General features: G+C 51.0%; 21 protein-coding genes and 1 pseudogene. 7 read left to right on the forward strand and 15 right to left on the reverse strand.

The features are described from left to right. Nucleotides 1-159 precede the first annotated feature (159 nt). The 3 genes from rsuA to ACQKDS_RS04250 all read left to right on the forward strand — a co-directional run bounded on the left by rsuA (nucleotide 160) and on the right by ACQKDS_RS04250 (nucleotide 3,100). Nucleotides 160-873: a 16S rRNA pseudouridine(516) synthase RsuA gene (rsuA, locus tag ACQKDS_RS04240; RefSeq protein WP_399666991.1), complete on the forward strand. Its 714-nt coding sequence runs from the start codon at nucleotides 160-162 to the stop codon at nucleotides 871-873. Between the two features lie 34 nt (nucleotides 874-907). Beyond that, nucleotides 908-2,119 carry a Bcr/CflA family multidrug efflux MFS transporter gene (locus ACQKDS_RS04245; RefSeq protein WP_399666988.1) on the forward strand — a complete coding sequence of 404 codons (1,212 nt, stop codon included), beginning with the start codon at nucleotides 908-910 and terminating at the stop codon, nucleotides 2,117-2,119. A 636-nt stretch (nucleotides 2,120-2,755) separates the two neighbouring features. Beyond that, a complete protein-coding gene (locus ACQKDS_RS04250; RefSeq protein WP_399666985.1) occupies nucleotides 2,756-3,100 on the forward strand; it encodes a YejG family protein in 345 nt (114 codons plus the stop codon). Between the two features lie 4 nt (nucleotides 3,101-3,104). Here ACQKDS_RS04250 and yejF read toward each other — a convergent pair whose 3' ends face one another. From yejF to ACQKDS_RS04290, 8 genes are all read right to left on the reverse strand, one after another. Next, a complete protein-coding gene (gene yejF / locus ACQKDS_RS04255; protein ID WP_399666982.1) occupies nucleotides 3,105-4,697 on the reverse strand; it encodes a microcin C ABC transporter ATP-binding protein YejF in 1,593 nt (530 codons plus the stop codon). A gap of 1 nt (nucleotide 4,698) precedes the next feature. Beyond that, the gene (locus ACQKDS_RS04260; RefSeq protein WP_399666979.1) at nucleotides 4,699-5,724 is read right to left on the reverse strand and encodes an ABC transporter permease; all 1,026 of its coding nucleotides are present in this window, start codon (nucleotides 5,722-5,724) and stop codon (nucleotides 4,699-4,701) included. Next, the gene (locus ACQKDS_RS04265) at nucleotides 5,721-6,815 is read right to left on the reverse strand and encodes a microcin C ABC transporter permease YejB (protein ID WP_399666976.1); all 1,095 of its coding nucleotides are present in this window, start codon (nucleotides 6,813-6,815) and stop codon (nucleotides 5,721-5,723) included. Before ACQKDS_RS04265 ends, ACQKDS_RS04260 begins: the two co-directional genes overlap by 4 nt. 10 nt (nucleotides 6,816-6,825) lie before the next feature. Continuing rightward, nucleotides 6,826-8,634, reverse strand: coding sequence for an extracellular solute-binding protein (locus tag ACQKDS_RS04270; RefSeq protein ID WP_399666973.1), 1,809 nt, complete (start codon nucleotides 8,632-8,634; stop codon nucleotides 6,826-6,828). Between the two features lie 86 nt (nucleotides 8,635-8,720). Continuing rightward, complete coding sequence (locus ACQKDS_RS04275) at nucleotides 8,721-10,310, reverse strand: cyclic di-GMP phosphodiesterase (RefSeq protein WP_399666970.1); 1,590 nt, start codon at nucleotides 10,308-10,310, stop codon at nucleotides 8,721-8,723. A 401-nt stretch (nucleotides 10,311-10,711) separates the two neighbouring features. Next, entirely contained in the window at nucleotides 10,712-11,287 is a 576-nt protein-coding gene (gene mepS / locus ACQKDS_RS04280) for a bifunctional murein DD-endopeptidase/murein LD-carboxypeptidase (RefSeq protein WP_399666967.1), read from the reverse strand. Between the two features lie 394 nt (nucleotides 11,288-11,681). After that, nucleotides 11,682-12,392, reverse strand: a complete 711-nt coding sequence (locus ACQKDS_RS04285; RefSeq protein WP_399666964.1) for a phosphatase PAP2 family protein — start codon at nucleotides 12,390-12,392, stop codon at nucleotides 11,682-11,684. Nucleotides 12,393-12,441: 49 nt separating this feature from the next. Continuing rightward, nucleotides 12,442-13,416, reverse strand: coding sequence for a CobW family GTP-binding protein (locus ACQKDS_RS04290; RefSeq protein ID WP_399666961.1), 975 nt, complete (start codon nucleotides 13,414-13,416; stop codon nucleotides 12,442-12,444). 319 nt (nucleotides 13,417-13,735) lie between these two features. On the opposite strand from ACQKDS_RS04290, the gene ACQKDS_RS04295 reads away from it, so the two are divergent. Further along, a complete protein-coding gene (locus ACQKDS_RS04295; protein WP_399666958.1) occupies nucleotides 13,736-14,047 on the forward strand; it encodes a type 1 fimbrial protein in 312 nt (103 codons plus the stop codon). Between the two features lie 49 nt (nucleotides 14,048-14,096). On the opposite strand, the gene ACQKDS_RS04300 is transcribed toward ACQKDS_RS04295, so the two are convergent. Then, nucleotides 14,097-15,572 (reverse strand): mannitol dehydrogenase family protein, encoded by a 1,476-nt coding sequence (locus ACQKDS_RS04300; protein WP_399666955.1) that lies wholly within the window; start codon nucleotides 15,570-15,572, stop codon nucleotides 14,097-14,099. A 312-nt stretch (nucleotides 15,573-15,884) separates the two neighbouring features. Here ACQKDS_RS04300 and uxuA point away from each other — a divergent pair, with 312 nt between their 5' ends. Then, a complete protein-coding gene (gene uxuA, locus ACQKDS_RS04305; RefSeq protein WP_399666952.1) occupies nucleotides 15,885-17,075 on the forward strand; it encodes a mannonate dehydratase in 1,191 nt (396 codons plus the stop codon). Between the two features lie 112 nt (nucleotides 17,076-17,187). Here the strand turns inward: uxuA and yeiP are convergent, their stop codons facing one another. The 3 genes from yeiP to ACQKDS_RS04320 all read right to left on the reverse strand — a co-directional run bounded on the left by yeiP (nucleotide 17,188) and on the right by ACQKDS_RS04320 (nucleotide 20,877). Next, nucleotides 17,188-17,760, reverse strand: coding sequence for an elongation factor P-like protein YeiP (gene yeiP / locus ACQKDS_RS04310; protein ID WP_399666949.1), 573 nt, complete (start codon nucleotides 17,758-17,760; stop codon nucleotides 17,188-17,190). Nucleotides 17,761-17,903: 143 nt separating this feature from the next. Next, nucleotides 17,904-19,148 carry a tryptophan permease gene (mtr, locus tag ACQKDS_RS04315; protein WP_399666947.1) on the reverse strand — a complete coding sequence of 415 codons (1,245 nt, stop codon included), beginning with the start codon at nucleotides 19,146-19,148 and terminating at the stop codon, nucleotides 17,904-17,906. A 370-nt stretch (nucleotides 19,149-19,518) separates the two neighbouring features. After that, nucleotides 19,519-20,877 carry a T6SS phospholipase effector Tle1-like catalytic domain-containing protein gene (locus ACQKDS_RS04320; RefSeq protein WP_399666944.1) on the reverse strand — a complete coding sequence of 453 codons (1,359 nt, stop codon included), beginning with the start codon at nucleotides 20,875-20,877 and terminating at the stop codon, nucleotides 19,519-19,521. A 474-nt stretch (nucleotides 20,878-21,351) separates the two neighbouring features. Between ACQKDS_RS04320 and ACQKDS_RS04325 the strand changes: the two are divergent. Further along, nucleotides 21,352-21,513 (forward strand): annotated as a pseudogene (locus ACQKDS_RS04325) (integrase core domain-containing protein); the annotation flags it as partial. 158 nt (nucleotides 21,514-21,671) lie between these two features. Beyond that, complete coding sequence (locus tag ACQKDS_RS04330) at nucleotides 21,672-21,926, forward strand: YkgJ family cysteine cluster protein (RefSeq protein WP_399666940.1); 255 nt, start codon at nucleotides 21,672-21,674, stop codon at nucleotides 21,924-21,926. Nucleotides 21,927-22,199: 273 nt separating this feature from the next. On the opposite strand, the gene torA is transcribed toward ACQKDS_RS04330, so the two are convergent. The 3 genes from torA to ACQKDS_RS04345 form a co-directional block, all read right to left on the reverse strand. Continuing rightward, nucleotides 22,200-24,680: a trimethylamine-N-oxide reductase TorA gene (gene torA, locus ACQKDS_RS04335; protein WP_399666937.1), complete on the reverse strand. Its 2,481-nt coding sequence runs from the start codon at nucleotides 24,678-24,680 to the stop codon at nucleotides 22,200-22,202. A 13-nt stretch (nucleotides 24,681-24,693) separates the two neighbouring features. Further along, nucleotides 24,694-25,854, reverse strand: a complete 1,161-nt coding sequence (locus tag ACQKDS_RS04340) for a NapC/NirT family cytochrome c (RefSeq protein ID WP_399666934.1) — start codon at nucleotides 25,852-25,854, stop codon at nucleotides 24,694-24,696. A gap of 256 nt (nucleotides 25,855-26,110) precedes the next feature. After that, nucleotides 26,111-26,533 (reverse strand): NUDIX hydrolase, encoded by a 423-nt coding sequence (locus ACQKDS_RS04345; RefSeq protein ID WP_399666931.1) that lies wholly within the window; start codon nucleotides 26,531-26,533, stop codon nucleotides 26,111-26,113. Between the last annotated feature and the right edge of the window lie 214 nt (nucleotides 26,534-26,747).

The raw sequence follows: 26,747 nt of genomic DNA on the forward strand, positions 1-26,747 counted from the left end.
TTATGTATATAATTGTCAGACAGCAATCGCTGTTTCCCCACGCGATTTTACTGATTTATCCTCTCCGAACCGGCCTTTTGCACCTGGTGCAACGGTGGGACGTCATATTTTAGCAATACGATCGAAACGATCTTAACAACGACAGGCAAAGCAGACTCAATGCGACTGGACAAGTTTTTATCTCAGCAGTTAGGTATCAGCCGTGCGCTGGTGGCGCGTGAACTCCGTGCGAAACGCGTCGCCGTGGACGGTGAAGTGGTGAAGAGCGGGGCGCTGAAATTGACCCCGGAAATGGCAGTGACGTTTGACGGTAATGTGATCGCCCAAATCAACGGACCGCGTTACTTCATGCTCAACAAGCCGCAAGGGTATGTCTGCTCTACTGACGATCCCGATCATCCGACCGTGCTGTATTTTCTCGATGAACCAGTGGCTTACAAGCTACACGCTGCTGGGCGCCTCGACATTGACACCACCGGTCTGGTGTTGATGACCGATGATGGCCAGTGGTCGCACCGTGTCACCTCGCCGAAACACCATTGTGAGAAAACCTATTTGGTTACGCTGGAGCAACCGTTGGCCGAAGACACCGCCCAGCGCTTTGCCGAGGGGGTACAACTGCATAATGAAAAGGATCTCACCCGTCCGGCGCAGTTGGAACAGCTTGAAGAAACTGTGGTGCGATTGACCATCAGTGAAGGGCGCTATCATCAGGTAAAACGCATGTTCGCGGCGGTTGGTAATCGGGTGATTGAATTGCATCGCGAGCGCATTGGTGCGATCGCGATGGACGATGATTTGGCACCGGGCGAATACCGTCCGCTGACCGAAGACGAGATCGCCAGCGTGGGTGCGCCACATTTACAAGATTGATTAACCATTGCGGCTAACGAAGGAGTCGTTACACGTGCAACAGAAGCGGACATCTCACCTCGGTTTAATTTTTATCTTAGGCCTGCTGTCAATGTTGATGCCGTTGGCGATCGACATGTATTTACCCAGTATGCCAGTGATCGCCAAAGAATTTGGCGTTGCGCCAGGGCGAGTGCAGATGACGCTGAGCGCGTATATGCTCGGTTTTGCCGTGGGTCAACTGTTCTATGGGCCGATGTCGGACAGCATTGGCCGCAAGCCAGTGATTTTGTGGGGCACGTTGATTTTTGCTCTGGCGGGGTGTGCGTGCGCGCTGGCGCAATCGGTGGAGCAGTTGATTAATTTGCGTTTTCTGCATGGGTTGGCTGCTGCGGCTGCCAGCGTGGTGATCAACGCGCTGATGCGCGATATGTTCACCAAAGATGAATTCTCACGCATGATGTCGTTTGTGATCCTAGTGATGACGATTGCGCCATTGCTGGCACCGATGATCGGTGGCGTGCTGTTGCTGTGGTTCAACTGGCATGCCATTTTCTGGACCATGGGGGCCGCAGCCTTGATCGGCTCGCTGCTGGTGGCGTTGTTTATCAAAGAAACGCTGCCAAAAGAACGGCGGCAGAAATTCCATCTTCGCACCACGTTGGGTAACTTTGGTTCGCTGTTTCGCCATAAGCGGGTCTTGAGTTACATGTTGGCCAGCGCTTTTTCCTTCGCCGGTATGTTCTCATTCCTCAGCGCCGGGCCCTTTGTTTATATTGAGCTTAACCACGTGTCTCCGCAGCATTTTGGCTATTACTTTGCGTTGAACATTGTGTTCTTGTTCCTGACGACGCTGGTGAACAGCCGCAATGTGCGCCGCGTTGGCGCCATTAATATGTTCCGTTTGGGGCTATTAGTGCAGTTGGCGATGGGCATCTGGTTGCTGGTGGTCAGCGCGACGGATCTTGGTTTTTGGTCGCTGGTGCTCGGGGTGGCGATTTACCTCGGCTGTATCGCGATGATCTCCTCCAATGCCATGGCGGTCATCCTTGATGACTTCCCGCATATGGCCGGCACCGCATCGTCATTAGCCGGGACGCTCCGGTTCAGTATCGGTGCTATTGTTGGCGCATTGTTGTCATTGATGCCGGGTAAAACCGCTTGGCCTATGGTGAGCTCCATGGCGCTGTGCAGCATCATTGCGGTTTTGTTTTATTTATACGCCAGCCGCCCGCGCCATAATCCGGCCAAGTCGGCCGCGGTTTAACGCAGCCAAGCGTCACCTCATACTTCGCTTTATTGATTGCAGCAAGGGCACGATACCCTTGCTGCAAAGCGTCAATACTTGCTAACTCGCCTCTCATTTTCTGCATTGATATCTTTCCCCTTGATGCTTTGTTGCTAAAGCAATCAGCGCAAATAGCACCAAGCCACGTAGGCTGTGTTTTATTTGTTAAATAAGACTCGGCCTTAGACGTCACGTAAGAATCGAAGCAACCGTGTGCGTGCTGACAACAATAGGTGCGCCAATAGGAACATACCCTCGATTAATGAGTGGGTTAGCACTTATGCATGCGCTGCTGTTTTGGTGTGGATGTTTAATCAATGTAAAAATGTGGGGGTGAAAAAGTAATCTTTATGAAAGGAAAAAGGTTGAGATTGTGAGCGGAAAGGGTTACATATAACGCAAAAATGCGAGCTGAGTCGCAAAACGCCGTTAGATAACCCCGACGGCGAGCTAAAAATAACGCGAAATCAGCGAGTACAGGATTAAGTTAGCTGCTTGTGATAAATTTTACATTTAAATAACAATCAAACGCAGCAGAGACAGCGTTGAACGGCTATAACTTAATTATCCTGTATGTAAAAAAAATGTTTCAACTTTTCAAACTAGGGATTTCATGTGAATAGTATTCAACTTTCGGTAGTGCATCGCTTGCCGCAAAGTTATCGTTGGCTTTCTGGTTTCACCGGCGTCAAGGTTGAGCCGATACCACTTAGCGGCATCGATGAAGACAACAATCTGATTGGTCTAAAGCTGCTCAGCCATGATGGCAGTGAAGCATGGCACATCATGCAGCAGCTTAAGTCCTCGCTGCAAGATATCCAGGTTGATTGCGCCGTTGTCGAATGGGAAGGTGAACCTTGCCTGTTTGTTCACCGCAGCGATGAGAGCGCCACCATGTGCCGATTAAAAAACGTCGGCGCGGCTATCGCGGAACTGGTGAGTGCACAATATCCTTTCTGACGGGTTAATCAGTCAGCTGCAATAACTGCTGCGTATAGGCGGCTGAAGGTGCATTAAAGATCGCCTGACAGTCGCCTTGTTCAACCACTTCCCCCTGCCGCAGCACAATTACCTGATGACACAGTGAACGTACCACCTGTAAGTCGTGGCTGATGAACAGATAGGCCAACCGATGGCGTTGCTGTAAGGTTTTCAGCAGCGTCAGGATCTGCGCCTGTACCGATTTATCCAGTGAAGAGGTGGGTTCGTCCAGGATCAGTAACTGGGGTTGCAGAATCAGCGCCCTGGCGATGGCAATACGCTGGCGCTGGCCACCGGAAAATTCGGTCGGATAACGGTGGCGTAGCGCCGGATCCACCCCGACTTCCTGTAATGTGGCAATGACCCGCTGTTCGCGCTGCTCAGCGCTTAATTGCTGATGGACTTCCAGCCCTTCGGCGATAATTTGCTGGACGTTGAGCCGTGGGTTCAGCGCGGAATACGGATCCTGGAACACAATTTGGATCTGGCTACGGTAGGGCAGCATTTGCTTCATATTAAGCTGATGCAGAGCGTGGTCGTTAAACCAGATGCTACCGCGTGAGGCTAACAGCCGTAGCAGCGCTAGGCCAGTGGTACTCTTGCCGGAGCCTGACTCACCGACCAAGCCAACACTTTCCCCGGCTTTGAGGCTAAAACTCAACCCTTTTAATGCATAGTGTTGATCAACCGTGCGGCGCAGCAGGCCACGCCGGATCGGGAAGCTGACCTGTAAATTTTCGACTTTTAACAGCGGTGGCGCATCGGCCGGCAACGGCAGTGGTTCGCCGACATCTTCGGCTGCCAGCAATTGCTGGGTATAAGCGTGTTGCGGGTTGGCAAAGAGTTGCTGGCGACTGTTTTGTTCGACACACTCGCCCTGTCGCATAACGGCAACATTATCCGCCAGACGGCGCACGATATTCAGGTTATGAGTGATGAACAGCAGGCTCATCCCCAGTTCTTGCTTCAACTCTTTGAGTAATAACAGAATTTGCGCTTGGATGGTGACATCCAACGCGGTGGTGGGTTCATCAGCGATCAAGAGTTTCGGTTGGGTTAATACCGCCATGGCGATCATCACCCGTTGACGTTCACCGCCGGAAAGCTGATGCGGGTAATCTTTCAGCCTGCCTTTGGCGTGACGAATACCGACGCGATCGAGGCATTGAATGATTTCGCCGCGTGCCGTTTCTCGCGTCATGCCACGATGCAGCATTAACACTTCGGCCAACTGTTTTTCGATGGTATGCAATGGATTAAGTGAAACCATCGGTTCCTGAAAAATCATTGAAATTTGATTGCCGCGCACCTTACGCAGTTCAGCCTCACTGGCGTGCAGCAGCGAGTGGCCATTGAAGTGGATATCGCCATGCTGATACACCGCAGGCGGCGCAGGCAGCAGCCGCAGCACCGATAACGCGGTCACACTTTTGCCAGAACCGGACTCGCCAACCAGCGCCAGGGTTTCGCCGTGGTCAATATCAAGTGAGACACCGTTAACCACGGTGTTGAGCGCTTCGCCGTGGCGAAAAGCAACGCTGAGATCCTGAATCGAGAGTAAAGGGGTGTTGGCCATATCAATGCGCCTTACTGGGATCAAAGGCGTCGCGCACCGCTTCGCCGATAAAGATTAACAGGGACAGCAATATCGCCAGAACCAAAAAGGCGGTAATACCGAGCCAGGGTGCCTGTAGGTTGTTTTTACCTTGTAACAACAGTTCACCCAGCGACGGCGAGCCGATAGGCAGGCCAAAACCGAGGAAGTCCAGCGAGGTGAGCGTGGTGATCGAACCGCACAGAATGAACGGTAAGAAGGTCAAGGTCGCGACCATGGCGTTTGGCAACATATGACGGTACATGATGGTGCGATCTGGCACGCCCATGGCGCGCGCCGCACGGATGTAGTCGTAGTTGCGGGTTCGCAGGAACTCTGCACGTACCACGCCGACCAGACTCATCCAACCAAATAGAATGGTGATCGCCAGTAGCCACCAAAAGTTTGGCTGTATAATACTCGACAACAGAATAATCAAAAACAGCGTTGGCATGCCCGACCACACTTCAATGAACCGCTGCCCCCAAAGATCGAGACGCCCGCCGTAATAGCCCTGCATCGCGCCGACGCAGATGCCAATCACGCTGGAAAATAACGTGAGCGCGAGCCCGAACAGCATCGAAATGCGGAAACCGTACAGCACGCGTGCCAACACATCGCTGCCATTGCTGTCGGTGCCCAGCAGGTTATGCCGCGACGGCGGGGAAGGAAAGGGCACGTCGGTATCGAAATTAATGGTGTCATAACTAAAGCGGATTGGGGGCCATACGGCCCAACCGTGTGTCTCGATTTGTTTGAGGACAAAGGGATCCTGATAGTCGGTAGCAGTTTGTAATTCGCCGCCGAAGGTGGTTTCACTGTAATTGACCATAAAGGGCAGCAGCAAACGCCCCTCATAACGCACCAGCAGGGGTTTGTCGTTAGCAATCAGGTTCGCTGCTAGGCTGAGCATAAACAGCAGCAAAAAAATCCACAGTGACCAATAGCCTCGACGGTTGTGACGAAAACGCGCCCAGCGCGCTTGGTTAATGGGGCTTAAGCGGCTCATTGACGTGCCTCGAAATCAATGCGCGGATCGACCAAGGTATAAGTGATATCGCTGATAATGTTCAGCAGCAGGCCGATCAGGGTGAAGATATACAGTGTGCCGAACATCACCGGATAATCGCGTTGCAGCGTGGCGTCATAGCCTAGCAAGCCAAGCCCATTGAGTGAGAACATCACCTCAATCAACAAGGAACCGGTGAAAAACATGCTAATAAACGTGGCTGGGAAGCCGGCGATAACCAACAGCATGGCGTTGCGGAATACATGGCGATACAGGATTTTAGTTTCGTCTAATCCTTTGGCGCGTGCGGTGACGACATACTGTTTGCGTACCTCATCGAGAAACGCGTTTTTGGTTAACATCGTCAGCGTGGCAAAACCGCCAATGACCATGGCCAATACCGGGAGTGTGATGTGCCAGAGATAATCGGTGACTTTACCGTACCACGTCAGGGTATCGAAGTTACTGGAAACCAGCCCGCGTAGTGGGAACCAATCGAGGTAGCTGCCGCCGGCAAACAGCACGATCAGCAAAATAGCGAACAAAAACGCCGGAATCGCATAGCCGATAATAATCAGTGTGCTGCTCCAGGTATCGAAAGCGCTACCGTTATGCACCGCCTTACGGATGCCAAGTGGGATCGATACCAGATAGATGATCAACGTGCTCCACAACCCTAAACTGATCGATACCGGCAGGCTTTGACCGATCAACTGCATGACCGAAGCGCCGCGAAACAGGCTGTCACCAAAATCGAGACGCGCGTAGTCCCACAGCATGGTGAAGTAGCGTTCATGTAGCGGCTTATCAAAGCCATAGCGTTGGGTAATTTCAGCGATGACTTCGGGATCTAACCCGCGCGCCCCCCGGTATTGGCTTTCTCCTGCGTTGCCTTGGCCCGGTTTTGCGTGGCCTAAGCCTTCACCGACGCCCCCACCGCCAAAGCCGCTGGTCTGGCCCAGCTCAATATTGGCAATGGCTTGATCAACCGGCCCTCCGGGGGCGATCTGTACGATAAAAAAGTTTATGGTGATGATCGCCCACAACGTCGGGATCACCAAAAGTAGCCTGCGAATCAGATAACCGCTCACCGGTGGCTCCTTATTGTTGCTGAGCGGGCAAGCGCCCGGCTTTGTTGACGTCAAACCACCAGGTATTCAGGCCGATAGAATAGGTGGGACGAATAGCGGGCTGTGAAAATTTATCCCAGAAAGCGTAACGGTCGTGGTTGGAATACCACATCGGTAGCATGTAGTAATTCCAGGTCAGTACCCGATCGAGCGCCCGCCCTAGTGGGATGAGTGCCTGTTCATCCCCTTGATTTTGCATTATTTTTTTTATCAGCGCATCCACCGCCGGATCGCTGACGCCCGGCGTGTTATAGGTGGAGTCAAGGTAAGCGGTGTCCCAATAGACCTGTAAACTTGTGCTGGGGAATGGCATTGCCGGATAAACGGTGGAGACCATATCGAAATCACGGTTGCGAACCCGTCGGGTATACTGGCTAGCATCGACCTCACGAATTTTCAGCGTGATGCCAAGCCGGTTTAAATTGTGCTGGAACGGTAAAACATATTGGAAGTTACTGCCGCTCAGGAGCAATAATTCAAACACGAATGGTTGGCCGGTTTGGCTATTGACCAACCGCTGATCCTTCACTTGCCAACCTGCATCTTTTAACAGTTGCGTGGCTTTCAGTAAGTTTTGCCGATCGCTGCCGCTGCCATCTGATCCCGGTGGCTGGTATATTTGGCTGAAAACTTCTGGCGGTACTTTATCTTTTAGCGGCGCCAAAAGGGTCAGCTCTGAGGTATCTGGATACCCTTTTGCCGCGTACGGTGTGTTCTGAAAATAGCTGTTAGCCCGCTGATAGGCACCGTAAAACAGCGCTTTATTCATCCAGTCGAAGTCAAATGCCAGCGTAATGGCTTCCCGTATCCGGCGGTCGGCAAACTGCGGTCGATGAATGTTGAACGCCAACCAGCGCGCGTTTTGCGCCGCTTCGTTAGTTTCATCATGTTTGACGATATAGTGACGTGCGAAATTACCGCCCTGATATTGAGTCGCCCAGCTTTTTGGTGAACTTTCTGCACGGAAGTCATAAGCACCGGCTTTGAATGCTTCCAGTGCCACTTTGTCATCCAGATAATAATCGTAACGCAGGGTATCGAAATTAAAGCGGCCACGATTGACTGGCAGGTTGGCCGCCCAGTAATCAGGCACGCGCTGGTAAGTGATATATTGCCCGAGACGGTAACCACTGATTTTATATGGGCCGCTACTGAGCGGAGGCGTGCTAAGCGGTTCATTTAACGGATGATGTTGCCAGAAGCTTGCCGGTAGTATGGGCAAACTGAGCAGACCTAGCAGTTGTTCGCGATCCGGCGCGGGTAATTCAATGCGTACCGTCAGGCGAGAAATCGCCTTGACCGTCACCCCTTTGTAAATCGATCGGAACTGTGGCACCCCTTCGGTCATAAATTTTTTGAAGGTAAAGGCGACATCTGCGGCGGTGATCGGGCTGCCATCGTGGAAGCGGGCGCGGGGATTAATGTCTAACTCCATCCAACGCATATTCTGCGGATAGCGTGCAGACTCAGCGATCAATGGGTAATAGCTAGCTGGCTCATCTTCCGAAGAGGTAAACAGCGAATCATACAGCTCGCCAGTACGTTGGCCGGGCACCCCACGGCTCGCGTAGCGGTTGAAGTTATCATAGGTGCCGATGGCGGCTAAGCGCACGTTACCGCCTTTGGGCGCGGCGGGATTAACGTAATCGTAATGGTTGAAGTTGGCGGAATACTTCGGTTCGCCAAGCAGGGCGAACGCATAGCTTTCATTGAGGGTTTCGGACTGCACACCGAAACTCAGTGCCGAGAGCACCAGAACAGCGAAAACGCGTATCGACATGTCTACGGTAAGCTCCTGCTGTAAAATCACTTAACTTGCGCAGCATAATGTTATTTGCCATTGAGCGAAGTCAAGAGGTTTAAAAATCAAAAGGTTGTATCTTCCTGATACTGATAAACCGGATTGTTGCGACAAAATTCAATGAAGGCATCTAAACCCAACGGTTTACTAAAGTAATAACCTTGCATAAAGCTGACGCCACGTTGCTGAAGATAATGCATTTGTTCCGCTGTTTCTACCCCTTCGGCCACGGTATGCATTTTCAGTTTTTCTGCCAGAGTGAGCACCGCATCGAGAACCGGAGCGGTTACCGTATCTTGACCGATTGTATTAACGAAACCGCGGTCAATCTTCAGATAATCCATGGTGAAACGTTCCAGATAAATTAATGCGCTGTGGCCGGTGCCGAAATCATCAATGGCAATTTCGATACCTTGTTGATGCAACCAGTCAAACTCCACCAAAGCGCTTTTTTCTTCCACCATGCCGCGTTCGGTAATTTCAAATACCGGCTTAAAGTAATCTTCCGGTAACTGCGACAGCAGTTCATAAACGTCTTGGTGGAAAGAGGGGGCGCTAAGATGTGATGGCGAAAGATTCAGCCCAATTTTGGCTCCGCGTGGCAATACGGTGGCTAATTGTGGTACGTCTGCTGCGATCAATTGGAACAGGTGGCGCGTCAGCGGTACGATCAAATCTTCGCTCTCGGCATAAGGGATGAATAAATCCGGCGGGATGCGGCCCTCTATCGGATGTTGCCAGCGAATCAGTGCCTCTAACCCGGCAACGGATTTGGTATCGGTGTGAAATACAGGTTGGTATTCGACGAAAAACTCATTGTGCTTGATACCCCGCATGAGTGCGCGCTCGGGGCTTTGTTGCAGTAATAACATGTAATAGCATAATACACCCAGCAGTAGCGATAACACCAAGCTACCGAGCACCGTTAATCGAATATCATTAGGTGTTAACTTTTCATTATAAAACAGAATGGTCAGCGGATAGCCGGGAATGGATAATCGATATGCGCGCGCTTTAGGCAACTGGTCTAGCGTGAGGAGTTCAGGGCCAAAAGTGGAAAGCGCTCGGTTGCCAATAATAATGGCGATACCGGGGGCTGACTCATCATGTGACGTGAACAGCAGATAGGGCAATAAATCGATGTCCAGCGTGGCTAATACCCCGGTATCTTCAGCATCCGGTTGACTTAGCCAAATTGCAACTGCCGGCTTATTGGGCACCATTGGGGTTCCCTGTTGCAACTTAATATCAAGCGATTGATGCCAGTTAATTTCAGGATATATCGCTTTCATGTCCAGCATCATGTCGCCGGTTGCGGAAGAACAATAAGCATAACCATTTTTTATTAACAGGAAAGTTCGCACACCGCTGGTAAATGATGCTTGATAGGTAATGTCAGGCTGCGCTTTTAGACAGGATTGATCACTTAATGGCATCATCTGCCGCATAGTTTCGGTCAGGTGATTAAGATAGCTAACAGTAAACTTTTGCGTCCGTTGTTCAACCAGTCGCTGATATTGGGTGCGTTGATGGTCAATCAAAAACAACGTTACGGATATGAATAGAATAAAAAAGGTCAGTGCGGCGAGACTACTTTTAACCAGACTACGCTGACGGTGTGAGACATGGCGTGCAAATGCCCTTTTTAAACCCATAAACCAGCCCCCTGAGCATGGCGTAACACTCTGTTATAGCGAAAGTCTACACTATAATTTTATCTATCACAGTTTGATCATTGTTGCTGGCGTCAACTCACGTAGCGCAGCCATCCGATGTCATTAAGTGCCCTAGGTTAGTCTTTTTCGGCCTTGCCGCCAACTTCGCATTATATATTAGAGGCCTGCGAGTCGGCAAAAATGAAAGCCCACGCTATAGATAATGTTTAAGAATGACCTGGTGAGTATTATACAATGAGCAAAGCAAAACCGCCTGACACTTGGCGAAGTGGTGGAGGAAGCACCGATGTTACCGGCAGGCTGTAACAAAAAACGCCGCCCAAGTGAGGCGGCATTAAATCGAAGCGCTTGGTATTCAGGACGTTCAGGCGTCTCGCGGTTTAGCTGCTGGTCAATACCCGACGGGCTTCACGATAACGCTTATTCCAATAGATATTGGAAAGTTTCGATATCATCACGCCGTTGCTAGCGGAAGCATGGACGAATTGGTCATTACCTAAATAGATGCCAATGTGGCGACCGGTTGAACCGGCGCGGAACAAGATTAAATCGCCAGGGCGCAACTTGGTACGCTGAATCTTTTTGCCTACGTCTTCCTGACCATAAGTAGAGCGTGGTAGATCCATACCGAATTGTTCGCGGAATGTACGTTGGACAAACGCAGAGCAATCAATGCCACGTTTAGTTTCACCGCCTAAACGATAGCGCACGCCTTTCCATTCGGCGTACTGATCCATAATTTTTGACTTGATGTCAACATTACGCACCATCGCTTCGAATTCATCCTGAGACGCTTGCAGTAAAAGACCATTTTTGTCATTAACTGCACGCGTCTCAGTTTGCGCGTTATCGAGATCCGACGTGTGAGTCGTACTACATGCTGAAAGTAGAACCGCTGCCGCCAAGGCAGGCACTAACCGCAGAACGTATCTCATAAAAGGTTGAGACTTGACCATTGTTATTGTTTTCCCTTGAAGTCCTTAACGACATCCGTCGCTACCTGAAAAATGCCAAAAAACGAATTTTCAGCTTTTTACCGTAATCAGTGACCTCTAAAAATGTGCTATAGCGCACACTTTTCCTCAGATTAATACTGAAATACAGTAAACCAGACATAAACGCTACCGAGATTACCGGAACGTATAGGGGATTGCGAGTTTTTTTCGGCGGTTTTTTAAGTGATTTAGCAATGTAACATAATGTAAATGCAGAAATAAAAAATGCAAAATGCTATTAATGTTGATTTGGCGTGAAATAAGGTAACGCAAGCGTTAACGGCGAGCGGGGGAATACATCTTATGATAACAAATCCCCCGATAGCTCAACGGCTTCGGGGGACGCGTCGCAAAATTATCCGCGGTTTGGACGATTCTTACCGGGCAGCATTCGATTGAGCCAGTTAATCAGGGCATCGCTGGCTGGCGTCATTAGCCACCAACTGGCCCCGACAAGTACCACCGACAGCGAACCGACGGCAATATCGGTGAACCAATGGGCACCAATCATCACGCGTGGCAATGAAAATACCACGGTAATCAATATGGCGATGGCAAAGGCCCAAACATTGAAGTAACGCAGCATAAAACAGGCAAAAATCATCAACATCATACCGTGATCGCCAGGGAAACTGTCGGCTGAAGCATCCTTGGTTTTAATGCACGTCAGTTCGCTAACGCGGTTGATATTATCAAAAGTGAGCGTGGGGCTTGGGTGTTTGACCGGTAATAAATGCCCCAACTGATTGAGTACCACGGCGGTGAGTAACATAACGATGCCGGTGACAATCAGGCGACGCCGACCGGCCGCGTCCTGCTTGAGGAAGAAATACAGATAAAGCAGCCCCATGGCGACCAGCGAGATACCATCAAATGCGCGATTGTTGGTGATCGCAACGACGTGCAGAAATGTGGGGCTGCTGGCCAAGTGCTGGTTAAAAAAGAAAAAGATCGCTGAATCCAGCGTAAACCACGTGCCATGGTTCTCTGGCAAGTACCAAGACAAAAATAGTGCGATGCCCAGTATGTTGAGCATCAAAATGAAAGGTAAATTGCGGCGCGTCATGAGATAACCTGTATCTGTAAACCAATAAGCGGAAACAACGGTAAAACCGTTAGCCTAAACGAATCTTAAACAAAGCAGATTGCAGCGTATTCCAATCAGCATCAGTGCTGTGAATCAGCTCAATTCGGCTGTCGAGCGGGGCACCCGGTCGCGTCTCGATACTCAAGTCTTGCCCCTGCCGATTAATCAACAACGTTCCTTCATTGATGCGCACCACGGCTTTGGCTCGGTCAACCGGCGCCAGACGCACCCATTCCATCATGCCAATCGTGTCGAATTCTGTATCGCCGTCAAAAATCCAACCGCAGGCGGTATAACCTTGCCCTTGATTCAGGGCGCGGCGCCAACGGCTGTTTTCTGGCAAACGTAACGCCGCCAGGCCCGGTGTTTTAGCGTGGGAATGATGGTGGCGCGCATCGGGTAACTCTGCACAGTTTGTTCGCGGTTCATCGAGCAACGACACTGCGATACGTCCGCGTTCGATACGCACTACCGGGCGTTCATCGGCAAACTCAGCTTGCCACGCGTCTAATGCCCGGCTGTCTTGCGCCTGCCAAGTATCGCTTTTATTAGCGGCAATAATATCAGCCGCTGCCAATTGATCGCGAAAATTTTCGTTTTCAGTATAACGTGCTTCGTTAAGTTGACGGGCGTCCAGCAGGCAAATCGTTGCGCGTAGATCAATCCAGCCGCCATAGGTTTCCTGGGTTAATAGCGACAGGATTTGTTTAGGATGCCCCAAGCCGGTTGGTTCGATCAGTAAACGATCCGGCTTGGCCTGTTGCAGCAGCATGTTCAACCCGACTTGCATCGGCAAGCCGTTGACACAACACATACATCCCCCAGGGATCTCTTTTAGCACTGCGCCGCTGTCTGCCAGTAACGCGCCGTCGATACCAATTTCACCAAATTCATTGACTAATACCGCCCAGCGTTCATTTTCCGGTTTGTTTGCTAATAAGTGACGGATCGTGGTGGTTTTACCGCTACCCAGAAAGCCGGTAATCAGGTTGGTTTTAGTCATTAATATATTCCGAATTTAAATGTGTATATTTAATTGATAACCAAGTGTTATTGCTTAATTTATCACCTTGCCGATCTATGGCGTGTTCTGCATCACAAATATAACAGATAAAAATTTCGTTTTCTGGTGTTAAAACCGATTGCGCCGTATTAGAAAAATCCTATGCAAAACCATGTATTAGGCGTGGATTTTATAGCTTATTAACTTGTTTTATCGTGGGTAATCATCCGATTAACCGGCAAATAAAGTGCCTAACCTTGCGATTATTCTTAGGTAAATCTTCTATGTTTAAATTGCCTTAATTAAAAGCGAGGTTACCATGAATACCTGTCGGTTTGTTACGATCGTGGGAGTGTTGTTTTCATGGATGGCGGCAAGTCATGCCGAAAATAGCGTTGGCGTAATTCACTTCGTCGGCGCCATTGTAGAAAGCCCTTGCGCGCTTTCTATTACGGACTCGGCGGCGAACTCTGAGTGTTATCGCAATGGACGTCACTATCAAAGCCAGCAGCATACGTTGTCAAACTTCGATATGACGCGCAAAGATCTGCCATTGAGCCTAGGCAGCACGGAAATGCACTGGGTGGATCAACAACAAAAATTGGCCGTTTTGACGGTGGTCTATCGATAGTGCGCCAAGCCATGTCGGGATTCGCACCCGACATGGTCACCTGATTACATTATTCTTGCATCATCCATGCCTTCACCGTTTGACGTGCGCCGTGGTCGCGCAGTGACAAATAAGCTTGAGTTATTGCGGCAACAAAAGCATCGTTACGTGCAAGTTGTTTACCGAACACGCTATTGAGCGCGAGCAGCGCTTGAACACGGGATTCATCATCGGGGGTAGTACTCACCATGTGCTGCAATTGCGCCAACATCGGATCGCGGATATCGATGGCATTGCCAGCGTCATCAACGCCGCCAACATAGCGCATCCAGCCCGCAATCCCCAGAGCCAGACCGGTGAAGCTGCCACCGTGTTGCAGATGCCAACTTACCGATTCCAGCATGCGTTGGGGTAGCTTTTGTGTGCCATCCATGGCGATTTGCCATGTACGATGTTGCAAAGCGGGGTTACTGTAGCGTTCAATCAATTGGTCGGCATAGGTGGCGAGATCAATCCCGGTCACCTTCAGCGTCGGGGCTTGTTCCTCCAGCATCAGGCGCCGGGCGGCTTGCCGATAATGGCAGTCAGCCATGCAATCATTAATGCATTGATAACCCGCCAGGTAGCCGAGATAGGCCAGGAAAGAGTGGCTGCCGTTCAACATGCGCAGCTTCATTTGCTCGAACGGCAGTACGTCATCCACCAATTGCGCCCCCGCGACTTCCCAATCAGGACGTCCGGCAACAAAATTATCTTCCACGACCCATTGAATAAAAGGCTCGCAGGCGATGGCGCATTCATCACGGATGCCACCAAGCGCGTTAGCAACGTCATCGAAGGTTTCCGCTGTGGCGGCAGGTACGATGCGGTCAACCATGGTGCTCGGAAACGAAACGTGTTGGGCTATCCAGTCAGCCAAGGTTACATCGAGCGCCTGCGCCAGCCCAATGACCGCATTACGCACCACATGGCCATTTTCTGGGATATTGTCGCAAGACAGTACGGTAAAGGCGGGCAGGCCACGCTGATGGCGCAAGCGCAGCGCTTCAACCAAGATGCCCGGTACGCTGGTCGGCTGCGCGGGGTTTGCCAGATCGGCGCGGATTGCATCATGCTGTAGATCCAACTGACCGCTGCCCGGTTCGATGCAATAACCTTTTTCGGTCACGGTCATTGAAACAATGGCCACTTGTGGTTCGGCCAGTTTCGCCAATACGGCTTCGATACCTTCCAACTTGCGATGCACACTTTCATGCACAGCACCGATGATGATTGCCTGATTACCCTCAGCCCCTTTCTCAAGCACGGTATACAGGTGATCCTGCTGGCGCAACGATTCAAACAGTTTATCGCCGCCAAACTGACTGATTTCGCACAGCCCCCAGTCGCCGCCTTGGCGATTCAATACGCGATCGGTAAGGAGTGCCTGATGAGCACGGTGAAATGCACCAAAACCAATATGCACAATGCGGCTGCGCAACGCGCGGCGATCGTATGCAGGGCGCTGTACGTTGTCGGAAAGCGTCTGGTTGGCGATAGTTTTCATGCAAAGCTCCAAAGCAAAAAATGGTCAGTCGACAACGGGAAAAGTTATCAGACCAGTTTGGCGTAAGGTATACGCCGAATGATGGTGTGATTCAAGTGTGGTTCCGTAAGTCATTGTTATCAGCATTGCTGTCGAATCAGGGTGGAAGCGTGAGTTGGATCAATCAAATAACGTTTCCGTTTTGACAGCGGGTTTCGAAGGAGTAAGGTTAAAGCTGAGTGACATCTATCGCAAGTTGGTATAATAACATTATCTGAAATGTGCGATCTGCCTCACCACTATGCGATCGACAAAACTAAACAAGGATAAGGTATGGAACAAACGTGGCGTTGGTACGGGCCGAATGACCCGGTTTCTCTCGATGATGTACGTCAGGCGGGTGCCACCGGTGTGGTGACCGCTTTGCACCATATTGCGAATGGTGATGTTTGGCCGGTTGAGGAAATCAAAGCGCGTCAGGCATTGTTGGCAGAGAAAGGACTGGTGTGGTCGGTGGTTGAAAGTATCCCGGTACATGAAGAAATCAAAACCCACAGCGGTAATTATGCGCGTCATATTGCCAACTATCAGCAGTCGCTACGTAATCTGGCAACGTGCGGTATTGATACCGTGTGTTATAACTTTATGCCCATCCTGGATTGGACGCGAACCGATCTGGAATACACTTTACCTGATGGTTCGAAAGCGCTGCGTTTTGATCACATTGCGTTTGCCGCGTTTGAGCTGCACATTTTACAGCGCCCCGGTGCGGAACAGGATTACAGTGCAGCTGAGCAAGCGCAGGCGGCAGTTTACTTTAACGCCATGGACGAGGCGGCTATCGCCAAGCTGACCGGCAACATTATCGCTGGGTTACCCGGGGCTGAAGAGGGCTATACGCTCGATCAATTCCGCGCCCGGCTGGCAGAGTATGACGCTATCGATAAAACGCAACTGCGCGAGAATATGGCGCATTTTCTGCGGGCGATTGTACCGGTGGCGGAGGAAGTGGGCATTAGATTAGCTGTACATCCTGACGATCCCCCGCGGCCGATCCTCGGTCTGCCGCGCATTATTTCCACCATTGAAGATATGCAATGGCTAAAAGAAACCGTCGATAGCATTCACAATGGTTTTACCCTATGTACCGGTTCTTACGGCGTCCGTGCGGATAACGATCTGGTGAAGATGATCCAAACCTTCGGCGATCGCATTCACTTTACTCATTTACGCGCGACCTGCCGTGAGGACAACCCGAAAACCTTTCATGAAGGGGCGCATTTGCATGGCGATGTCGACATGGTGTCGGTGGTCGAAGCGATTCTTAGCGAAGAACAGCGGCGGCGGCGGGCGGGCGATCGTCGGCCAATCCCGATGCGTCCGGATCACGGTCATCAAATGCTGGACGATTTGAAGAAGAAAACCAATCCAGGCTATTCGGCTATCGGCCGTTTGAAAGGGTTAGCCGAAGTTCGGGGCGTTGAATTGGCGCTCAAGCGGCGCTTCTTCCCTGATTTGCTGTAGTTGAACTGCGCCGAGGGTGCTGAATAAACAGGATCAGCGCCGGTGGTATCTGCATGGACAGCGCTCAATACATCACAGTCTGTGAGCGCTGTTTTGGAGCATAAGCGCGGATTTACTCTGCGCGGCTCATATAGCGGCGTTCTGCAATATGAATGCGGATCTTGTCACCGGTGCTCAGATATTCTGGTACATGAATCACCAGACCGGTTGCCATCGTCGCCGGTTTGTTACGCGCACTGGCAGAAGCCCCTTTGATACCCGGCGCGGTTTCAACAATTTCCATATCGACGGTTTGCGGCAGTTCGAGCGCCAGCACCTGGCCGTCTAGCGTCAACACTTGCATGCCCGGCAGACCTGCTTCTGGAATAAACAGCAGCTCATCTTCGATCTGCTCTTTTTTGAAGATATACGGCGTGTAATCTTCTTCATCCATAAAGACGTATTCTTCGCCGTCAATATAAGAAAAGGTGACTTTGCGGCGTGACAGTGAAATCGTGTCGAGAATGTCATCGCCTTTGAAGCGCTCTTCAACTTTTAACCCAGTACGCACGTCGGAGAAACGCATTTTATACAGTGTGCTGGCGCCACGGGCGCTTGGGCTCTGCACGTCGATATCTTTCACCAGCAGCAGCTTGCCGTTGTAGTTGATCGCCATGCCGCGCTTAATTTCGTTCGCTCTTGCCATAAAAATAGACCTGCCAATAAGGAGTGTGGAGAATGTGCGACACGTTACTCGTGCCGCGGGTTTCAGGCAAGTGCCAGAGGTAAAAACACGCCACCCATCGCGGTTTTTGAGGCCGGCTGGATGACGGCCATCCAGCCAAGAGATTATTTGAATTCGGGCAGTAGGCCGAGCAGTGCCAGAATATGCGCACTAGCATTAATTACGCCAAACAGAATGATGAATAGGATCATGCTTTGCCCACCGGGCGCCTGATAGCGTTGCTCTGTAAAGCGGCGGCGACAGGAGCGTGCCATTAATGCCGGAACAATAACTGCCCAAATGGTTGCCGCCAAGCCAGCAAAACCGATAGCGTAGATAAAACCGTTCGGGAACAGCAATGCAGCCAGCGTCGGCGGAGCAAAGGTGATCAGCGCCGTTTTGCTGCGGCCGGTGGCATCGTCGCTAAATTTGAAAAAATCGGCGATATAGTCGAACAAACCGAGCGATACGCCAAGGAATGAACTGGCCAGAGCCATATAAGAGAAGCCCGTTAACAGTTGGCTAATCGTCTGATTGTCGGATACGTTGCCCATCTGCTTAAGCAGACTGCCGATGTTGCCGCCTTCGGCGATCACCTGCTTGAAGGCATCACGTGCAATGTTGCCTTGAATCACATACTGCCACAGGATATAAATCGCCAGCGCTAACAGGGTGCCGTACACCAGGCTGCGCACCACCGCACCGCTGTCTTTTTGGTAATACTTCACCAGCCCCGGCACATTGCCGTGGTAGCCAAACGAGGTCAGCAAATAAGGCAACGCGGCGAGCGCGTAGGGCAGGTAAGTGGCCTCGGTGTCGCTGTGATTGAACAATACCGCAGGTTGTACATGCGTGAACATGTTACCCACCGACATCACAAAAGCGATCACCATACCGCCGATCAAAATGGTGCTGAGGCGATCAACCGCGCGCGTCGATAACCAGACGATAAACGCCACCAGTGCGGCGAATATCAGGCCAGCGGTGGGTTGGCTGACGCCGATACTGTTTTCCAGCGAGTGGGCGATGATCGATCCACCGGCGGAAATGTAAGCATAAGTCAGGATATACAGTACAAAAGCGATGGAAACCCCATTAATCGCGCTCCAGCTTTTACCCAGTAAATCTTTCACTACGGTGTGGAAACTGGCACCCGCCGGATAATGCAGCGTCGCTTCCAGAATCATCAGGCCGGAGACCAGCATACAGGCCCACGTATAAATCAGTAGCGCAACCGAGCCGCTAAACCATACGCCAGAAGTGACAATGGGAATGGAGAACATGCCCGCACCGACGGCGGTACCGGTAATGATCATTGCGCCGCCAAGAACGGAAGGGCGGGAAAGCTTCTGGGGGGTGTCCGTAGACATACTGGCTCCTGAATGACCTTGATGGTCTTGGGTTCTTTTGTACTAGCGTGATGGTACATTTTGGCATCGTGCATGTAAAGCGCTTATTCCGCGTCTTCTATACCTAGCCCAATTCCCAGCATGCCGCAGGGAAAATCGGCCAATGTAAGATGTGCTCAGCGCTCAGGCTATAAAGCCTGATGGTTCGATAAGGGGCGCCTGATGGCCAGAACCGCAATGCTGGCGATTGTGTACAGGTCAATGTCAGTGCCATTGACGATAAATGTGAGCAGGCGACGGATGTTTGCGAACAGTGCCCGTTCATATCTACAGATTTTGGTGATTTAGCCCTCGACTCCTTTATCGAGGGCTTTCCTTCAGCTAACGACTATCAACTGTTGAAAATCTTTCTCTGCCATCCCGTATCAGGCCGGTTCGGTTGGTAATTATCAATAGCCGCACGGGGTTCTCGTATACCCTCAGGCTTCACTTCTTGAGACAGTTCTTCCGGCGCATAGCCCCACGGCCATAACAAATTTTGCCATGAACTTGATATGTGAATGTAATGAGGGGTTATGTCGTCGATAATTTTGGGATCGATCTTGGCCTCTTTGCCGATTAAAACATCTTCTGAAACTAATAACGCATGTTGATAATATTCCTTCAAATTTTCTGGAATTTTATTTTCATAAAGCATCGCCTCATCAGAGAAAGGGCACCCTTTGTTCATCGCGGCCTTCAACATCAACATCAGTGCCACGTACTGCAAATCTCCTGATACGTTTCTCCGGCTGACACCTTGATGATAAGGGGCCGGAAGGTAACCGCTGACAACATCTGTGTTTTCCAACAACACGTTCCATTTACTGTCTTTTCTCAGTTGAGCTAGTTCATCGATCACTTTCTTTTTCGTATCACTAAGTATTGGAATACCATATTTAGCCTGAGTGACTTCTGAAATTTCGTGCTCTTGGCTCGCATAAGAACCGCCAATGTCTGAATGAGCACCAGGCAGTTCTAACTCAAAATAATTGCCAGCCACGCTGCTCAACGGGAAGTTGTATCGGCACTCATGCTTGGCCGTTAACTGGAAAACAGTTTTCGCCGCATCCTTACCAAGCGTAACCTTCAAGCCATTGGTGTCGCCGGTATCATGAGGATCCTCCCAGAATGTTCCAAGGCGCCAAATGGATGCAACCGTGTCATAAAGTCCAAGAAATCTTACTTCTGGGTTTTTACTGATTTCGTAACCTTTTTCTTGAGCAACTTCCGTCAAAATATTCGTTACAGAAGGGTCTAAAGAATTAACCATATTAACGAAATGTCTGGCAGTGGCTGCTCCACGACTGAAGCCAAACACATCGAATGTTAAGGTTAATGTGTTTTTTTCAGAATCTGCTTGCGGCAATGATGTTTTAATTTGCTCAGCAATTTGTGAGACACTATTACTATATTTTGCAAACACGCCGTACCCCGTAGTCACGAGTGGTACATCTACCCCCATGGCTTGTACGAGAGTATTATCACCTTCTCCGTTTTTGGTTCCTGCCCCTTCGATATAAACAGCTAAATTATCATCATGATTTTTTCCGTAGTTTTTGTAAAGCCGGTAAATATTTGAGAACTTGTCTTCATCTGTTTCTTTAGCTGTCAGCAGGTTATTGGCATTTTGCCCTGTACCATCGAAGAAAACGCCGATTGTTAGTGTAACCGGCTGTTTTACCTTAACTGTGTTTTTAATATGCTCCATAGCTAACCTCTTTCATATTTTTAATAAAAAACTCCGCAACACAGTTAATAAGTACCTGCAAAACAGTCGTTCCTGTTGATTGCTGATTATTACTGAGCGGATGATAAAGCCCATCACGATAATGCCGGGAGATAGGCCCTAATACAGATTAGCGAGCTGTTTTAACGAATAAAATCAATCAGTATTGTGTCAGGATACAAACAACACGGAATTAGAAACGAGTGGATGCTTGGTCGTGCATACAGACGACAATCGACCTGATAGAGAATGCTATAATTACAGGAACACCGGTGAGGCAGGTCTCCCGATTTAACCTTGCTGTTGCTGGCAATTAATGTGGGTAGGCGGCGGAAGTTTGTAAGCACATTGGCAAAGCGCGTGAGCAGGAGTGCCGCACCATTATCAGATAATTTGAGCAGAAATCCCCGATGTTTGCGAGTAGAGGCCATTATGTTGGTAAGCTGCTGTGACCTCTTCCCTTTGTTCCGAACACTGAATGAAGTGCGTGAGCTCACGGAGAAATGGTTGTCAGAATATAACTGTGAACGCCAGCATGAATCGCTGAATAATATGACACCGGAGGAGTATCGCCAACAGCATTACCAGGCCGAGAGCTCAAAAAGTGCATGGAACTAAAGTGGGTCTATTTACACTTCCTCGCTATACGGCGTTTGGCGTGGATTCACAAACCATGGATGTAAAGATCGCCGCTTTTTTAAGATTGCGCTGGCAGCGTTCGCGCATGGCTGCTATTGTCGCGTTTCAACTCCGCCAGCCCACCAGGAGACTCGCTGATGGACTGCCGTTCAGACTGTGGCGCGTGTTGCATTGCACCTTCTATATCCAGCCCAATCCCCGGTATGCCGCAGGGCAAACCGGCCAATACGCGCTGCATTCATCTTGATGATCGGTTGCGCTGCGGTCTGTTTCATTCGCCGCTGCGGCCCAAGGTTTGTGGTGGCCTGCAGGCCAGCCGCGAAATGTGCCACGATCGTCGCGAAGACGCATTGATTTATTTGGCGCAACTCGAAGCCGATACTGCACCGTAGCTTTTTGTCATGCAGATTGTGGGCGTTGTGAGCCAGAGATAAGCATGCTCCCTATGCGGCAGTATCGACATCGGTGCCGGTTTTACTGCCTGCGGTCTGAGCCTTGCCAAAAAGAAAAGGGCAATGTTGCCATCGCCCTCCGTTATTAAAGCCAGTGAGTAGGGGGCTGTCGTGACGTCAGCCAGCGGCGTATCCCACCGCTATACCAGGGTCAGCCATCAGATAACGGTATCATCAAGCTCTCCTGTGATGCCATCAGCCGTTAGACGCCCATTATGCGCCGACTGGCACATCGTGAGCGGTGTTCTTCAACACCTGACCTTGATACTTCTCAATATCCAGTTGCGCCATTTGGCCACAGTTGCCTTGCGCCAGACTGGACGTGCCGACATCAAACGTCAGGCAATTGACGTTGCCATTTTTACAAATGGAGCCCGGCTGCGATGGTTCAGCCGGATCGAACCATGCGCCTTCGCTGATGCGCACGGCACCAGGGCGGACGTCTTCACTTACAATGGCCCCGACCAGGATCTGACCGCGATCGTTAAATGCGCGCACCAGATCGCCATTGGTGATGCCACGTGGCTTGGCATCTTGCGGGTTGATCATGATGGCCTCGCGGTCAGCCACCGCGTATTTTTTCCGCAGCGGCGTGTTGTCGAGCTGAGAGTGCAAGCGGTTGATCGGGTGCGCAGTATTGAGCGATAAAGGATACTTCGCCGCTTCCGGGCCGCGATACCACTCATGCGGAGGCATCCAGGTCGGAATACCTTTGCAATCCTGATAATTCATCTTGGCGATGGCATCGGAGTAAATCTCGATTTTCCCAGATGGCGTCCCCAGAGGATTAAGCAGCGGATTCTCGCGATAATCCGCAAAGCGTACCCACTGTGTATTGGCCTCCGGCACCGGGAAACGCACGTAGTTGTTGGATTGCCAGAACATGTCAAACGGCGGCAGAGCGACGCGTGCGTTGCGCGCCTGCAGTTTCATGTCGTCATACATGCCTTTTAACCACTGTGTTTCGTCTTTGCCTTCGGTAAAGGCGTCTAACACGCCCAGTTTGGCAGCCATGGCAGCAAAGATATCGAAATCGTTACGCGCTTCATGCTGTGGTGCGACGCACTGATGCATCGGGAACACATACAGCTGCGAGTAGTCGCCCCCCATTTCTAAATCGTTTCGTTCATAGCTGGTGGTGGCTGGCAGCACGATGTCGGCGTATTTGGCCGTGGCGGTCCAATACGGTTCATTCACCACAATGGTTTCCGGCCGTTGCCAGGCTTTGATCAGGTTGTTGGTATCCTGATGCTGGTGGAAGGTGTTGCCACCGGCCACGTAAACCATTTTCACGTCAGGGTAGGTCACTTCCGCACCGTTGAACTGGATAGTTTTTCCCGGGTTGCTCAGGCATTCAGCGATGCGCGCAACAGGGATAGGCGAAGGGGTGCCCTTTGGTGAGTTACCGGCGGATATCCCGGAGATAATGCCGCCTTTCGCCGTCGGGCTACCACCGGACGAATAGTGATAGCTAAAGCCGAAGCCGCCACCTGGCAGCCCAATCTGGCCGAGCATGGCCGAAACGGTAACCAGTAACCAGTGCTGTTGTTCACCGTGATGTTGACGTTGGATACCCCAGCCGCCCATGATCATGGTCCGGTTTTTCGCCATATCACGCGCTAATTGGCGTAACACGTCTGCGTCTACGCCGCAGAGATCGGCTGCCCATTCTGCCGTTTTGGCGACGCCGTCCTCGCTGCCCAACAGATAGGCCTCAAACTTATCAAAACCAGAAGTGTAGGTTTTCAAAAAGTCTGGATTATGCAGCTTTTCGGTCAGTAGCGTGTGGGCAATGCCAATCAACATCGCGCTGTCGGTGTAGGGGCGCGGTGCGATCCATTGCGCATTAACGAACTTGGCGCTGTCGTTATGCACCGGGTCAATACTGATAACGCGGGTGCCTTTTTTCTTCAACGCGTCGAAACCGGTTTGGCCGTAGTGATCGGGCACATTCCAGCTATTTTTTAGGGTAATCATTGGGTTGCAACCCCAAAGAATGACCAGTTGACTGTTCTCGATGACGTTTGGCCACGCGGTTTGCTGCTCGTAGACTTCCATAGAACCGACGACGTGCGACATGATCACCTGTGCGGCGCCACTTGAGTAATCCCCCGCATAACCGAGAAAACCGCCGGTCAGGTTCATCAACCGTTGCAGCAATGTGCGGCTGTTATGCAGCATCCCGACGCTTTTCCAACCGTAAGAACCGGCGTAGATCGATTGAGGGCCGTGCTCTTGTTGCAAGCGCGTGATTTCAGCACACACCAACGAAATGGCTTTATCCCAACTGACGCGAACCCATTCATCATGGCCGCGTAAATCGGTGCGGCTGCCTGGCCCACCGTCGAGCCAGCTTTTGCGAACCATTGGATACTTAACGCGGTTTTCGGCATGGACTTGATAGGGAGCCATGGTGATCAGTTCGTTTGGGTAAGGATCGTCTTTGACCGGCTGCACGCCGACCATTTTCCCATCCTGAACAATGGCTTCAAACGCGCCCCAGTGGGCACCGGTCAGAATGCCTTTTTGTGCCTGACGTAACGCGACAAACTGCGGTAGTGCTTGGCTAATTGCTTCCGCCAGCGCGGATTTAGGCCACAGCCCGGCTAACAGCGGAGTGGCGGCCAGTGCAGTGGCACCGGTCAGGAAGCGGCGACGACTCATTTTTAATGGTTGTTGTGAATATTTGCTCATGTTCGCTTCTCCCTTAAAGCTTGGCTGGTGCGGCAGGCGTCATGTCGCTGGCATGTTTTTGCACGTATTGTGTCAGCACGCGCAACTGTTCTTGCGTCAGCGAAGTACGCGGCGCCATTCCTTTAATCACACCGATCCACTGGTTGGCATTGAAGCGGTCGAGCGCCGTCAGACCGTGGCAGCCGGTACAGTTGGCGGACATCATGTCTGCGGTGTAACGCCAGATTTTTTGTTGATCGTCAATCAATTGCTTACGTGGCAGCCACACCTGCAAGGAAACCTGATGCCATACCAGCCCGGTTTCCGCATCAGTCATGGTATTGCCTGATTTGAGTATCTTGCGGGCTTCTTCACCCAGCAGTACGCTCAGAATACGTTTACCCTGCGCGGCATAGAACACTTCGCTGACGCCATCTTGTTGCCAGCCGGAAACGTCCGCCAGCACGTTGTCGCCGTCTTGTTTCACCACATGCACTTCGGTTGACGGCATCAGGTTGCCGGCGTTGTGCTTATCGTCTGGTTGCAGGAAGAAAGGCTCGGTAGCAATGGTGTACAGCGTAGTTGCGGTCGGCGAAGTTTCTGCCGCTGCTTTTGCCAGTTCGGCTGCCCCGGCTTGGGCCGCGCCGCTCATATCCGGCAGAATGTGCGCGACACCTTTGTGGCAATCGATGCAGGTTTCACCTTGTTTAATGGCCACCGGATGCTGAATGCGCGCTTCGGCACTTTGCGCAGTAATGTCCATAGCATCGAAACTGTGGCAGGAGCGGCAGGTGGCGGAGTCATTCTCTTTTAACGTTTTCCAAACGGATTGCGCCATGGCCAGTTTATGCGCCTCGTATTTCTCCGGCGTACTGATGGTGCCGACCATTTCACCGTAAATATCCTTTACCGCCCGGATTTTGGTCCAGAGATAATCCAGAGGTTCGTGCGGTACGTGGCAATCGGCGCACTCGGCACGAATACCCTTAGTATTTTGAAAGTGGATGCTGCCTTGATATTCAGCAAGTGGTTGTTGCATGGTATGGCAGGACACGCAGAATGCGGTATCGCTGGTTTTATGGAATACGGTGGCAGTACCGGCCAATAATGCTGCACCGAGGATAATCCCGATGAGTAAAATCCATAGCCAACCCCACCGGCGCCGCTTTTCAAAGCCAGTTTGTTTATTGCTCATATTGACCTACTTATAATTATGAAATCCCAAGAGAAACCTTGCCAAAAAAGCCTATTGGCCTGACACCGATAGACCCGGGTAAGTATAGTGATTATTTGTAAAGGCGCCTAACACATTAGGGGTATTTGTCACGTGAAATGCGATGAGTGGCGTAATATTCAGCGTTATATTTTTTGTGGCGTGCGGGCTGAGCGATGTCCGGTTTAGTTGGGAACGCCAATCGCGGTGTTATGTAAACAGCCGCGAGCAGATAAGCTTAATGTACGGGCAAATAATGTTGCCCGCTTTGCCACAGCCGAATGGCCATTTGGCTGGCCTCAAAGTGTGGCTCAGGCAACTCATCGAGGGCAAACCAGCGCCATTCTGCGCATTTTGCAGGTTCACGTAACTGGGGTTCGCCGCCGGGGTGTGTAACCACCATGCAAATTGACACCGTATGTTTGTTTTCTGCTCGCCAGGTTTGCAGGTTATTGCTGACGCCGATGAACAGCGGCGGGGCAATGTCCAGCCCGGTTTCTTCGGCGATTTCTCGTTGGGCGCACTGTTCAAAGCTTTCGCCTGCCTCCAGGTGACCACCGGGAATCGACCAGAAAGGGGCGTGTTTGCCGCAGCGTTTGCCCAGTAAAATCTCACCCTGCGCGTTGATGATGATGACGCCGACACCGGTCAGAACGGCCATGACTTTCTCCTTCAGCAAATTTCAGCAAATTATGCCATCACTGCCCAGTTGGCGGAAAGTGCGCCGGTAAAATGTGCGTAAGGTCAAAAATCTAGCATGTCAATCTGTAGAAAACTTGCTTTCAGTCAGGAGGGCTTACACACTCGTTGAAACGTTTCAGCGTTATTCGGCTGGCTGGGCTAGCTTAGATAACGCTCCTTTTTCTCAAACAAGC

Source organism: Serratia sp. NPDC078593 (assembly GCF_050268245.1).
In the GTDB taxonomy this organism is placed as follows: domain Bacteria; phylum Pseudomonadota; class Gammaproteobacteria; order Enterobacterales; family Enterobacteriaceae; genus JBNNGK01.